The following is a 12,305-nucleotide window of genomic DNA, read 5'->3' as shown; positions in this document are numbered from 1 at the left end:
ACAACAAAAGCGGAGACGAAAATGTCCGATCAAATCGCCGCGCGTCTGTCGGAAATGGGGATAACCCTTCCCGAAGCTGCCGCACCTGCTGCCAACTACGTCCCTTATGTCATCAGCGGCAATCTTCTCACCATTTCCGGCCAGTTGCCTCTCGAGTCCGGCAAAGTCGCCGTTACCGGCCACCTCGGCAAGAATGTCGACGTCGCCACCGGTCAGCGCGCCGCTGAACTTTGCGCCATCAACATTCTCGCACAGGCAAAGGCGGCACTCGGCGGCGATCTCGGCCGCATTCGCCGGGTCATCAAGCTTAACGGCTTTGTTGCATCGGTACCCGAATTCGTCGAGCAGCACCTTGTCATCAACGGCGCTTCGAACCTGATCGCCGGCGTGCTCGGCGAAGCCGGCAAACATGCCCGCGCCGCGGTCGGCATGGCTGCCCTGCCGCTCAATGCCGCAGTCGAAATCGATGCTATCATGGAAATCGCATAATGACGAATGCCRACTGGATCAAAGAGCTGCCGGTCGCGCATCGCGGCTATCATGACCTCAACAACGCCGTCTGGGAAAACACGCTCTCGGCCTTTTCGCGCGCCGTCGAAGCGGGCTTTGCCATCGAATGCGACCTGCATTACGCCTCGGATGCCGTGCCGGTCATCTTCCATGATGAAGATCTGGAACGTCTCTGCAACCTCAAGGGCGATGTGCGCGAACGGACCTCCCAGGAACTCGGGCTGTTTGCTGTCGGCGGCACGAAGGACAAGGTGCCGACGCTGAAGCAGCTTCTTCACCTCGTTAAGGGCAAAGTACCGCTGGTGCTGGAGCTCAAGGGCCGCGAAGCCGACGACGAGGGCTTTGCCGAGGCCGTTCTCGATGTGCTCGAGGGCTATGAAGGCAAGGTCGCGCTGATGAGCTTCGACCGGTGGCTGCTGAAGGATCTCAGGGAGCTCAACTCTCCCTACCCGATCGGGCTGACGGCCAACGGCAATACGACGGAAGAATATGCCACTCATGAGAATGCGATGGAGATCGGCCTCGATTTCATCTCCTATTATTATGCCGATCTGCCGAACCCGTTCGTCGCCGGCCAGCGCGACAAGGGCATTCCGGTCATCACCTGGACGGTRCGCGACGATGAGGCCCGCAAACATACATTCGAGAACGCCGATCAAATGACTTTCGAAGGCTTCGATCCGCGCACGGCGGTTTGACACTCGCTTTTTGAACAAGATCGTGCGCAGACTGGGAGGGAGAGCCCGCTCCCTCCCCCAACGGCTTCGCATTTACTTCATGACAGACGAATCGTCAGACGAACTTTCCATCCGCATCGAGCGATCATTCACCGAAATTTCCCCCGAGCGCTGGTCCAGGCTTTCGGGAGCATCGAAGACGTGCGACAGCGTCGCCTATAATCCCTTCGTCTCGCATGCCTTTCTCTCGGCGCTGGAAGAATCCGGCTCGGCTACCGCGCAGAGCGGCTGGCTTGGCCATCACATGCTTCTGGAAACCGACAAGGGTGAACTGATCGGCGCCCTGCCCGGCTATCTCAAAAACCACAGCCAGGGCGAATATGTCTTCGATCACGGCTGGGCCGACGCTTTCGAACGGGCTGGCGGCAGCTATTATCCAAAGCTGCAGTGCTCGATCCCCTTTACACCCGCAACCGGCCCGCGCCTGCTTGTGGCCGAAGGCCTTGCCCGCCTGCCAATTCAGAATGCCATGGCGGAAAGCCTCAAGGAGGTCGTCCGCCGTCTCGGTATCTCTTCGGCCCACATCACCTTCGTGCCCGAGGACGAGATGCCGGTCTTCGAAACCGACGGCTATCTGCACCGCACCGACAAGCAGTTCCATTTCATCAATGAAGGCTATGACAATCACGACGCGTTCCTGGAAACACTTGCCTCCCGCAAGCGCAAGGCACTGCGCAAGGAGCGTCGGACGGCGGTCGAGAACGGCATTACTATCGACTGGCTGACCGGCAAGGACCTGACCGAAGGCATCTGGGATCAGTTCTACGCCTTCTACATGGATACCGGCGGCCGCAAATGGGGCCGGCCCTATCTGACACGCAAATTCTATTCGCTGATCGGCGAGCGCATGGCCGACGACATCCTGCTCGTGATGGCCAAACGCGACGGCCGCTATATAGCGGGTGCCATCAACTTCATCGGCGGCGATACGCTCTACGGGCGGCACTGGGGCTGCATCGAGGATCACCCCTTCCTGCATTTCGAGGTCTGCTATCATCAGGCGATCGATTTCGCGCTGGAAAAGCGCCTCAAGAAAGTAGAGGCCGGCGCTCAGGGCGAACACAAGCTCGCGCGTGGTTACCTGCCGGTGACAACGCATTCGGCTCACTATATCGCCCATGCGGGATTGCGCCGTGCGATTGCCGACTACCTCGAGCGCGAGCGGGAGGATGTCGAGTATATGAATGATATGCTCGCCGAGCACACCCCCTTCCGCAAGGGCGAGCGGCTGCAGGAGGATTGACGCGCTTGGCCCCGCCGCGCTACGCGATCAAGGAAAACACGAGGAGATTTCGCCATGACCAGCGCCGCCTATGACGACAGCAATATCTTCGCCAAGATTCTGCGCGGCGAAATCCCGTCGCATCGCGTCTACGAGGACGACAAGACTGTTGTGTTCATGGATGTAATGCCGCAGGCGCCGGGCCATGTTCTGGTCCTGCCGAAGGCACCTTCCCGCAATATCTTCGATGCCGACCCAGCTTCCCTTTCCCACACGATCACCGTCGTCCAGAAGGTCGCGAATGCCGTGAAGGAAGCCTTCGACGCCGACGGCGTGTTCATCGCCCAGTTCAACGAACCGGCAGCAGGCCAGACCGTTTTCCACCTGCATTTCCATGTTATACCGCGGCATCAGGGCGTGGCGCTCAAGCCGCATTCCGGCAAGATGGAGGATGGAGCGGTGCTCGCCGCCAACGCGGAGAAGATCAAGGCGGAACTCGCGTAACGGAAACGMGGCCTTATTTTCAAGAATACCAAATTACTTCATCGATTTAGGAGGGAATCATGATCCGCCACACCGTTGCGTTCCGCCTGAAGCACGCCGCCGGTTCGGTCGAAGAGAAAGCCTTTCTCGACGCGGCACTGACGCTCAAGCAGATTCCAGGCGTCAGGAATTTCGAGCAGCTTCGCCAGACGAGTCCAAAGAACGATTTTACCTTCGGCTTCTCGATGGAGTTCGACGACCAGGCCGGTTACGACGCCTATAACGTGCACCCGCTGCATGTGGCCTTCGTGCGCGACCGCTGGATACCCGAGGTCGCTGACTTCCTCGAGATCGACTACACGAAGCTCTGAGAACTAAGGCAAACAAAAAGGCCGCTTTTCAGCGGCCTTTTTCATGTCTCACTTCGAAGACTACTTCTTGCGCGGAACCTTCGGCACCGTCGAGCCTTTCTTGGGGGCGTCGCGGACTTCCGGCTCCGGCTGCGGCACGGTCTTGGCCTTCGTCTTCTTGACCGGCTTGGTCTTCAGCTCGCCATCATCCTCATGGGCCGCATCCGGATGAACCAGTTCGGCTTCCGGCTTCGGCTTGATGGGCGCCGTTTCCGGAATGGCTTCCAGGATGAGGCCTGGCTTGCCGTCTTCCTTCGGGCCGACGGTGACATTGACGACGCCGCCCTTCTTCAACTTGCCGAAGAGGATTTCGTTCGCCAGGGGCTTTTTGATGGCATCCTGGATGACGCGGGCAAGCGGACGAGCGCCCATCTTCTCGTCATAACCCTTCTCGGACAGCCAGGCGATCGCGTCCTCGTGCAGGTCGAAGGTGACGTTGCGTTCGGACAGCTGAGCTTCCAGCTGCATGATGAACTTCTGAACGACCTTGTGAATGACGGCCGTCGGCAGCGGCGCGAACGGGATGATCGCGTCGAGACGGTTGCGGAATTCCGGCGTGAACAGGCGGGTCAGAGCCTCCTCATCTTCACCGGTACGCTTGGACGAACCGAAGCCGATCGCGGCCTTGGCCATTTCCGAAGCGCCCGCATTGGTCGTCATGATCAGGATGACGTTGCGGAAGTCGATCTTCTTGCCGTTATGGTCGGTCAGCGTGCCGTGGTCCATGACCTGCAGCAGGATATTGTAGATATCCGGATGCGCCTTCTCGATTTCGTCGAGCAGCACCACGCAATGCGGATGCTGGTCGACGCCATCGGTCAGCAGGCCGCCCTGGTCAAAGCCGACATAGCCGGGAGGTGCACCAAGCAGACGGGAAACCGTATGCCGCTCCATGTATTCCGACATGTCGAAGCGCAGAATCTCGACACCGAGCGAGGCAGCAAGCTGCTTGGCGACTTCCGTCTTGCCAACGCCCGTGGGGCCGGAGAAGACATAGGCGCCGATCGGCTTGTTCGGCTCGCGAAGACCCGCACGGGCGAGCTTGATCGAGGTGGACAGGGCCTCGATCGCCACATCCTGGCCATAGACTACCGAGCGCAACTCTTTCTCGAGGTTGGCAAGAACGGCTTCGTCGTCCTTCGAGACGGTTTTTGCCGGAATGCGCGCCATCGTCGCAATCGTCGCTTCGATCTCCTTTTCGGTGATCAGCTTGCGGCGCCTGGACGGCGGGAGCAGCATCTGGGCCGCACCGGTCTCGTCGATGACGTCGATTGCCTTATCCGGCAGCTTGCGGTCCGAAATGTAACGGGCCGACAGCTCGACGGCGGTCTTGATCGCCTCGTTCGAGTAGCGCAGGTGGTGGTACTCTTCGAAATAGGGCTTCAGGCCCTTCATGATCTCGATCGCATCATCGATCGACGGCTCATTGACGTCGATCTTCTGGAAGCGGCGAACCAGAGCCCGATCCTTCTCGAAGAACTGGCGGTATTCCTTGTAGGTGGTCGAACCGATGCAGCGGATCGCCCCTGAAGACAGAGCCGGCTTCAAGAGGTTCGAGGCATCCATTGCGCCGCCCGACGTCGCGCCCGCACCGATGACGGTGTGGATTTCGTCGATGAAGAGCACGGCACCCGGATATTCTTCAAGTTCCTTGACGACCTGCTTCAGGCGCTCCTCGAAGTCACCGCGATAACGCGTGCCGGCGAGCAGCGTGCCCATGTCGAGCGAGAAGATCGTGGCGTCAGCCAAAGCTTCCGGAACCTTGCCTTCGACGATGCGCTTGGCGAGGCCTTCAGCGATAGCGGTCTTGCCGACGCCGGGATCACCGACATAAAGCGGGTTGTTCTTGGAGCGGCGGCACAAGATCTGGATGGTCCGGTTGACCTCGGCGTGACGGCCGATCAACGGGTCGATCTTACCGCCTTTGGCCTTCTCGTTGAGGTTCACGCAGTAAGCCTTCAGCGCATCCTGCTGCTTCTTCGGCCCACCTTCTTCCTCGTTGCCGCCGCGTGCGGTCGGCTTGGATTCGGATTCTTCCTCCGCACCGCGGGGCGGACGGTTTTCGGATGCGCCGGGGCGCTTGCCGATACCGTGGGAAATGTAGTTGACCGCGTCGTAGCGGGTCATTTCCTGTTCCTGCAGGAAATAGGCAGCATGGCTCTCGCGCTCGGCGAAGATCGCGACGAGCACGTTGGCGCCGGTCACTTCCTCGCGACCGGAAGACTGGACATGGATCACCGCTCGCTGGATGACGCGCTGGAAGCCGGAGGTCGGCTTGGAGTCTTCGTCATAACCGGTGACCAGGTTGGAGAGTTCGTTATCGACATATTCCAGGAGCGTTTTACGGAGGGCGTCGAGGTCGACATTGCAGGCACCCATGACCGCAGCCGCATCGGCATCGTCGATCAGGGCGAGCAGCAGATGCTCGAGCGTGGCATATTCATGGTGCCGCTCGTTGGCAAAGGTCAGTGCCTGATGGAGCGCCTTCTCAAGACTAGGCGAAAATGTTGGCACGTTCAGTTCCTCACTTCTTTTCCATGACGCATTGCAGCGGATGCTGGTGCTGCCGGGCAAAATCCATCACCTGGCTCACCTTTGTTTCCGCCACCTCGTATGTGAATATTCCGCATTCGCCGACGCCATGGTTATGGACATGCAACATGATGCGGGTGGCACTTTCCCGATCCTTTTGAAAAAAACGCTCCAGAATATGGATGACGAATTCCATTGGGGTGTAGTCGTCATTCAAAAGCAGTACGCGATAGAGATTAGGCTTCTTGGTCTTCGGCTTGGTACGCGTGATGACCGAGGTTCGATTTCCGTTGTCCCCGTTCCTTTCGCTGTCGTTCTGCATCCGGATCGGTCTGGCGATCATTTTCATTCATTCCTCAATCAATCCGGCAGGCAGCATGGGAGGGGTGCTTTCCCGACGAATATCTGAAACCCTAAGGTAGTTCATAATAGAGCGATTTTAAGCCCCTTGTTTCCGACTGCAATCACAATTCCGCAGGACTTGACGCAAAGGCCAAAAAAGTATGCGCAAAACTGGGGGAAGCTTCAGGAAACAAAAAAAGACCGGCCGCAAGTGCGATGCCGGTCTTTGATTTTCAATAGGCAGCGGGAATCGCGCCGAAGATTTTATGCGGCTGCCGGGGTTACCGGTGCGGCCTTGGAAACGGTGGCCGCGGTGTTTGCCAGCGGTGCTTCGTAAGGCTTATAGGCATTCTTGGCGAGGTCGGCATACATTTCGCCGAGCTTCGTTGCCTCAGAGATAAAGGTCTCGTAGGCGGACTTCGCATAATTGGATTGCAGCTCGAACGCTGTTTCAAAGCTCTTGGCGCCCGAAAGCGTCTCGAAATGCGTGACAGCATCCTGGAACGACTTTTTGGAATATTCTGCGGCTTCAGAGGCAATCGCCTGGAAGCTCTTGGCAGTGTCGGAATAGCTTCTCAGCACTGTATCCACCACTTCCTTGTTCTTCCGGCTTGCGTCGTCAAAATTGAACATGAACCATCCTCCAATTGGCTGTTGCAGCGCAAAGGGTAGCTGCGACGCACAAATAGTCAAGTAGTCTTGTGCAGCGCAAAACATCCATAGATTGCATTAGCGACAACTTTTGAAAGAGCGCCGTTCGGGCACGTTCGTCTTTTGTTGATTTTGCTAAAATATATCAGGCGACTGCAACCGGAAGGTTATTAGAAATTTTGGCGAATAGATGCATTCGCCGTTTCAAACGGCTTGTCCTAATACGAAAAAGCCGGGCATCGKCTAGCGATGCCCGGCTTTTAACGAATGCAATGGGCATCACAGATCGACGTCAAGGATCGCCATCGAGAAGTTGTAGGAACGATCGCCATCCTCGTCATCGATATAGACGACGCCCAGAAATTCTTCGCCGAGATAGACTTCCGCGGAATCATTCTTGCGCGGGCGCGCCTTCACCACAATCTGCGGGTTCAGCGTGCGTTTGAAATAGGCGTCGAGTTTCTTGATTTCTTCAGGCTTCACGCTTTCATCTCCGTAAGCAATCTCGGTTGGCCGCTTCTTGCACAGGTAGAGCGGCGCTGTAAAGGTCGCGAGATCGGGTTCACAACGACTGTCTCCGCCAGCATTTAGGCGGTTTTTCGCATTTTCCAATGAAGGATCAGATATCGGCGCCGATAACCTGATCCATAACGCGGGCCGGCTCGGAACAGCCCGCTTCACCGACGACCTTGGCGGGCACGCCCGCTACCGTGGTCTTTGGCGGCACCGCTTTCAGGACGACGGAGCCGGCGGCGACKCGCGAGCAGAAGCCGATCTCGATATTGCCGAGGATCTTGGCGCCTGCGCCGATCATGACGCCCGTGCCGATCTTCGGGTGACGATCGGCCCCTTCCTTGCCGGTGCCGCCGAGCGTCACACCATGGAGGATGGAAACGTTGTCACCGATGACGGCGGTCTCGCCGACGACGAGGCCGGTCGCATGGTCGAGAAAGATGCCCTTGCCGATACGGGCGGCCGGATTGATATCGGTCTGGAAGACGCTGGAGGAGCGACTCTGCAAGTAGAGCGCGAAGTCGCGGCGGCCACGGTTCAGCAGCCAGTGCGCCAGCCGGTGCGTCTGCAGCGCATGAAAACCCTTGAAGTAGAGAACGGCTTCCATGAAGCGCAGGCAGGCGGGATCACGGTCATAGACCGCCTGGATATCGACGCGCAGGATCGAGCTCCATTCCGGCCAATCCTCCAGCATTTCCTCGAAAGTCTGGCGCAGCAGGTTTGCCTGCATGTCGGGATGGTCGAGGCGCTCGCAGATGCGGTGCACGACGCATTCTTCGAGCGAGCGGTAATTGATGACCGTCGAATAGAGGAAGGCAGCCAGCACTGGATCGCTTTCCGCAGCAAGGCGCGCCTCCTCCCGCAGGCTGTCCCATATGGGATCCATCACCTTCAGCGGATGAGCTACGTCCAGCGTGCGGATATCCGTCTTAGCGACCATTTCCGGCCTCCTCATTTCCCGTTGGAATGCGATTATATAGAGGAAAACGCCCATAACATAAATGGGTGCCCTCGCCACGTCCGTTCAACGCGTTTTTGCCGATATCACGGTTATGTCACCRGCCAGCGATATCAGCCGGCAGAGACTTCAGCGTAGAATTCCAGCACGGCCTTCTTGAACACCCGGTCGCCAACGGCGAGCATGTGGTCGCGGCCGGGAATATCCAGAGCGTGGGCGTCAGGCATCAGAGCCGCCAGTTCCTGGGGAGAACCGGCAATGTCGTCCTTCGTTCCAACCCCGATCAGGGTGGGCACATCGATTTTGCCCATGTCGGCGCGGGCGACGAGATCGCGCGAGCCCTTGATACAGGCGGCAAGCGCCTCGCGGTCGCTCTTCGTCTGCTCTGCAAATGCGCGGAACATCTGGCCGCGCGGATGGGTGACATCGGCAATCGACGGCGCAAGCAACGCATCGGCGATCGGATCCCAATCGCCTACGCCGTCCGTCATGCCGATACCGAGGCCGCCGAGCACCAGCGAACGAACACGGTGCGGATAGGCGAGCGCCGCAAAGACGGCGATGCGGGCGCCCATCGAATAGCCCATCAGGTTGGCTTCGGGGATGCCGAGATGATCGAGCAGCGCAATCGCATCGCCAGCCATGAACCACGGCCTGTATGCCTCGGCATCGCGCGGTTTGTCGCTCGCGCCATGGCCTCGGTTGTCGATGGCGATCACCCGGTAGCCAGCATCGCCCAAGGTCTTCAGCCAGCCCGGATGAACCCAGTTGACGCTCGCCGACGAAGCAAAGCCGTGGATGAGCACTACAGGCGGGCCGGAGGGATCGCCCTCGTCGAAAAAGGCAAGTTTCAGTCCGTCATGGGTGAAGCTTGAAAATGCAGGCGTATTCAGGTTCATCGGGCCGTCCTTATTTGGCGCGACCATAGTCGAGCGGCCTTTCATCGTGAAGCCAAAAACTCGCAACGGAGCCATGCTTTGGCACTACACTTTTCCGCCGAAGGCCTATAAAGTCCGCGCAGAATTTCAAAGCATTCGGAGACAGACATGGCCGGCCACAGCATTCCGCACTTCCAGAACGACGGCGGTCACCGCGTTATCGAAGTCGGCGTCAAGGAATTCATGTGCACCGGCGCATCCGTTCCCTTCGATCATCCGCATATCTTCATCGATATGGGCGACGACAACGAGAAGGTCTGCTCCTACTGCTCGACGCTTTATCGCTACAATGCGTCGCTGAAATCCAACCAAACCAACCCGCCCGGCTGCGTCTTCCACGTCAAAGCGGCGTAAAGTCGGCTCTGCGGATCGGACATCCCATGCCGGTCGAACATGCCGCCATCATCGGCGCCGGAATTGCGGGCCTAACGGCCGCACTGGCGCTCGCAAGGCGTGGCATCAGTTCGGATATTTTCGAACAGGCGCCCGAGCTTGCGGAAGTGGGCGCTGGCTTGCAGATTTCGCCTAACGCATCGCATGTGCTCGCCGAACTCGGCGTGCTCGACAGGCTGACCAGCCTCTGGCTCGAGCCGCAATCCATCCGGCTGATCTCAGGCAGTTCGCTGCGCGAACTTGCAGCTGTCCCGGTCGGGAATTTTGCCAGGAACCGCTGGGGAGCACCCTACGGCGTCCTGCATCGCACGACGCTGCAGAAGGCGCTGCTGGATGCGGTCAGTGCCAATCCGCTCTGCCAGCTCCATCTCGGAACACGTTTCGAAGCGGATTTGCCTCAGTGTCGGCGTTCGGCCGACGTCATCATCGGCGCCGATGGTGTCTGGTCCAGATTGCGGCAGGCAATACCGGGCGCCCCTGCCCCGCAATTCTCCGGAAACATCGCCTTCCGTTTCACCATCGCAGAAACAGAGGCGCCGGGCTTTCTCGACCGCGCCAGTGTCTCGGCCCTACTCGGCTCCTCGGCGCATATGGTCTGTTATCCGCTGAAGGAGACCGGTGGCTTCAACATGGTGGYKATCACCGCCGGCAATATTGCGCCGCAGGCCTGGCAGGGCGAGCCGACACAGGTTCAACAGGAGCTTCTGCAGTCGCGCTTCCGCCGCTGGCATCCTGCTATTGCCGGATTGCTCGGAGGGCGCAACGACATCACCTTCTGGCCGCTTTTCGAGGCAACGCCGGGCAAATGGCAGGACGGCAACAAGACTGTGCTGATCGGAGATGCGGCCCATGCGATGATGCCTTTTGCGGCGCAGGGGGCAGCGATGGCGATCGAGGATGCATTCGAGCTTACCGCCTTTCTTGCCACCCGACCGGTTTCCGAAGCCATCTCACTGTTCGAACGGCATCGCATGCCGCGCATCGCCAAGCTTCGCCAGCGCGGCGCCTTCAACCGTTTCGCCTATCATGCAAGCGGCCCGATCCGCCTCGGCCGGGATATCGTGCTGTCGCTGAAACCGCCGCAAAGCCTCGCGGCGGATCTCGACTGGATTTACGGCTACCGCCCAGTTGGCTAATCAGATGGTGGCTGATCAGACGGCATTTGCCGCAGCAAAGCCGCGCTCGATATCGGCCTTGAGATCAACGATATCTTCGAGACCAATCTGCAGGCGAATGACCGGACCTTCGGCCGGGGCCTTGGCGATCTTTCGGTCCGAGAGATTGACCAGTATGGCAAGGCTTTCATAGCCGCCCCAGGAATAGCCCAATCCGAAATAGGAGAGCGCATCGAGGAAGGCATGCGCCTTCGGCTTGACCTTTTGCGGATCGTCAACCTTCAGCACGAAGGAGAAGATGCCGCTGGCACCCTTGAAATCACGTTTCCAGATGTGGTGYGACGGGAAGCTCGGCAGGGCCGGATGCAGGACGCGGGCAACCTCTTCGCGGTTTTCGAGCCACGTGGCGATTGCCAGCGCGCTTTCGTAGTGGCGTTCCAGCCGGATGCCCATGGTGCGCAGGCCGCGCAGGATCTGGTAGGAATCATCCGGCGCGCCGCAAAGGCCCAGTGTGCCATGCGTTTCGATCAGCCGCGGCCAGTGCTCGGCATTGGCGGAAATGGTTCCCATCAGAATGTCAGAATGGCCCGACGGATATTTGGTCGAGGCATGGATCGACACGTCGACGCCAAAGTCCAGCGGCCGGAAGTAAATAGGTGTGGCCCAGGTGTTGTCCATCAGCACGACGGCGCCGTGCTTGTGCGACAGAGCTGCGATGGCCGGGATATCCTGCATCTCGAAGGTATTGGAGCCGGGAGCTTCGGTCAGCACGACCGTGGTGTTCGGCTTGAAGAGCGTCTCGATGGCCGCGTCGATCGCCGGATCGAAATAGTCGACCTCGACACCCATGCGCTTCAGGATCGTGTCACAGAAATGGCGCGTCGGGCCGTAGACGGAATCGACGACCAGGATGTGATCGCCCGCCGCGACATAAGCGAGGATGGCGACCGTGACGGCGGCGAGACCGGAGGGCACCAGCACAGTGCCGGCCGAGCCTTCGAGCGCATTGATCGCTTCAGCAAGGGCGTCGGTCGTCGGCGTGCCGCGGGTGCCGTAAGTGTATTTCTTGTTGCGCGTCTCCATCGACTTGGCATCGGGAAAGAGCACCGTGGACGCGCGCACCACCGGCGGATTGACGAAACCGTGATAATCCGCGGGGTCGTAGCCGATATGGGAAAGACGGGTATTGATGCCGGCGCCCGGCAGGAGACTGTCTAGATCTTTCATTTGGGAAATGGCCTTCTGGCGAGGGTATGCAAAGGCCGAACTCTTGAACCCCGCCGCCATCAGGGTCAACCCCCGCAACTTGACGCGATCGTCCCGCTCCGCGCCGCCGTCAGCCTTTACTCCGCGATTTTCGCGCTATTTTTCCTCAAGCTGGCGCCCAATTTCTAGCCAAGTGCCTAGGGACACAGCGTAATCTCCCAAAATGCTGAATTTTGCTCCAATTATTAGCCGCGACACTTGACCATAGTGACATTTGCGACTGTGATAGACCCAC

At 59.0% G+C, this 12,305-nt stretch carries 14 protein-coding genes; 7 read left to right on the top strand and 7 right to left on the bottom strand.

The window, feature by feature from the left end; all coding sequences use genetic code 11:
- Positions 1-21: 21 nt before the first annotated feature.
- The 5 genes from AC1DNW_RS19750 (at position 22) to AC1DNW_RS19730 (ending at position 3,323) form a co-directional block, all read left to right on the top strand.
- A complete protein-coding gene (locus AC1DNW_RS19750; RefSeq protein WP_113295644.1) occupies positions 22-489 on the top strand; it encodes a RidA family protein in 468 nt (155 codons plus the stop codon).
- On the top strand, positions 489-1,208 hold the full coding sequence (locus AC1DNW_RS19745; protein WP_477854109.1) for a glycerophosphodiester phosphodiesterase: 720 nt from the start codon (positions 489-491) through the stop codon (positions 1,206-1,208). Before AC1DNW_RS19750 ends, AC1DNW_RS19745 begins: the two co-directional genes overlap by 1 nt.
- Positions 1,209-1,287: 79 nt before the next feature.
- Positions 1,288-2,490 (top strand): GNAT family N-acetyltransferase, encoded by a 1,203-nt coding sequence (locus tag AC1DNW_RS19740; protein WP_113310178.1) that lies wholly within the window; start codon positions 1,288-1,290, stop codon positions 2,488-2,490.
- A gap of 54 nt (positions 2,491-2,544) precedes the next feature.
- Positions 2,545-2,973 (top strand): HIT family protein, encoded by a 429-nt coding sequence (locus AC1DNW_RS19735; protein ID WP_113295647.1) that lies wholly within the window; start codon positions 2,545-2,547, stop codon positions 2,971-2,973.
- Positions 2,974-3,032: 59 nt separating this feature from the next.
- Positions 3,033-3,323, top strand: coding sequence for a Dabb family protein (locus AC1DNW_RS19730; protein ID WP_113310179.1), 291 nt, complete (start codon positions 3,033-3,035; stop codon positions 3,321-3,323).
- Positions 3,324-3,383: 60 nt separating this feature from the next.
- Here the strand turns inward: AC1DNW_RS19730 and clpA are convergent, their stop codons facing one another.
- The 6 genes from clpA to AC1DNW_RS19700 all read right to left on the bottom strand — a co-directional run bounded on the left by clpA (position 3,384) and on the right by AC1DNW_RS19700 (position 9,257).
- Complete coding sequence (gene clpA, locus AC1DNW_RS19725) at positions 3,384-5,876, bottom strand: ATP-dependent Clp protease ATP-binding subunit ClpA (RefSeq protein WP_113295649.1); 2,493 nt, start codon at positions 5,874-5,876, stop codon at positions 3,384-3,386.
- A gap of 10 nt (positions 5,877-5,886) precedes the next feature.
- Positions 5,887-6,237, bottom strand: coding sequence for an ATP-dependent Clp protease adapter ClpS (clpS, locus tag AC1DNW_RS19720; protein ID WP_037072724.1), 351 nt, complete (start codon positions 6,235-6,237; stop codon positions 5,887-5,889).
- 263 nt (positions 6,238-6,500) lie between these two features.
- Positions 6,501-6,869: a phasin family protein gene (locus AC1DNW_RS19715; RefSeq protein WP_113295650.1), complete on the bottom strand. Its 369-nt coding sequence runs from the start codon at positions 6,867-6,869 to the stop codon at positions 6,501-6,503.
- 297 nt (positions 6,870-7,166) lie between these two features.
- Entirely contained in the window at positions 7,167-7,370 is a 204-nt protein-coding gene (locus AC1DNW_RS19710) for a DUF3126 family protein (protein WP_012557538.1), read from the bottom strand.
- A gap of 136 nt (positions 7,371-7,506) precedes the next feature.
- Entirely contained in the window at positions 7,507-8,340 is an 834-nt protein-coding gene (cysE, locus tag AC1DNW_RS19705; RefSeq protein WP_113295651.1) for a serine O-acetyltransferase, read from the bottom strand.
- Positions 8,341-8,471: 131 nt separating this feature from the next.
- Positions 8,472-9,257 carry an alpha/beta hydrolase gene (locus AC1DNW_RS19700; protein WP_113310200.1) on the bottom strand — a complete coding sequence of 262 codons (786 nt, stop codon included), beginning with the start codon at positions 9,255-9,257 and terminating at the stop codon, positions 8,472-8,474.
- A gap of 147 nt (positions 9,258-9,404) precedes the next feature.
- On the opposite strand from AC1DNW_RS19700, the gene AC1DNW_RS19695 reads away from it, so the two are divergent.
- The gene (locus AC1DNW_RS19695; RefSeq protein ID WP_112547845.1) at positions 9,405-9,650 is read left to right on the top strand and encodes a zinc-finger domain-containing protein; all 246 of its coding nucleotides are present in this window, start codon (positions 9,405-9,407) and stop codon (positions 9,648-9,650) included.
- Between the two features lie 26 nt (positions 9,651-9,676).
- Entirely contained in the window at positions 9,677-10,825 is a 1,149-nt protein-coding gene (locus AC1DNW_RS19690) for an FAD-dependent monooxygenase (RefSeq protein WP_477854108.1), read from the top strand.
- A gap of 15 nt (positions 10,826-10,840) precedes the next feature.
- On the opposite strand, the gene AC1DNW_RS19685 is transcribed toward AC1DNW_RS19690, so the two are convergent.
- Positions 10,841-12,031 carry a cystathionine beta-lyase gene (locus tag AC1DNW_RS19685; protein ID WP_113295739.1) on the bottom strand — a complete coding sequence of 397 codons (1,191 nt, stop codon included), beginning with the start codon at positions 12,029-12,031 and terminating at the stop codon, positions 10,841-10,843.
- Between the last annotated feature and the right edge of the window lie 274 nt (positions 12,032-12,305).

The organism is Rhizobium sp. 05L429 (assembly GCF_056397645.1).
The sequence above is the reverse complement of the archived record's forward strand: the minus strand, read 5'-3'. Positions and strand labels throughout refer to the sequence as shown.

What these genes read in the sequence shown, in the direction of transcription:
- AC1DNW_RS19750 (WP_113295644.1), top strand. Translation starts at nt 22, where the DNA reads ATGTCCGATCAAATCGCCGCGCGTCTGTCGGAAATGGGGATAACCCTT.
- AC1DNW_RS19740 (WP_113310178.1), top strand. Translation starts at nt 1,288, where the DNA reads ATGACAGACGAATCGTCAGACGAACTTTCCATCCGCATCGAGCGATCA.
- AC1DNW_RS19735 (WP_113295647.1), top strand. Translation starts at nt 2,545, where the DNA reads ATGACCAGCGCCGCCTATGACGACAGCAATATCTTCGCCAAGATTCTG.
- AC1DNW_RS19730 (WP_113310179.1), top strand. Translation starts at nt 3,033, where the DNA reads ATGATCCGCCACACCGTTGCGTTCCGCCTGAAGCACGCCGCCGGTTCG.
- clpS (WP_037072724.1), bottom strand. Translation starts at nt 6,237, where the DNA reads ATGATCGCCAGACCGATCCGGATGCAGAACGACAGCGAAAGGAACGGG.
- AC1DNW_RS19715 (WP_113295650.1), bottom strand. Translation starts at nt 6,869, where the DNA reads ATGTTCAATTTTGACGACGCAAGCCGGAAGAACAAGGAAGTGGTGGAT.
- AC1DNW_RS19700 (WP_113310200.1), bottom strand. Translation starts at nt 9,257, where the DNA reads ATGAACCTGAATACGCCTGCATTTTCAAGCTTCACCCATGACGGACTG.
- AC1DNW_RS19695 (WP_112547845.1), top strand. Translation starts at nt 9,405, where the DNA reads ATGGCCGGCCACAGCATTCCGCACTTCCAGAACGACGGCGGTCACCGC.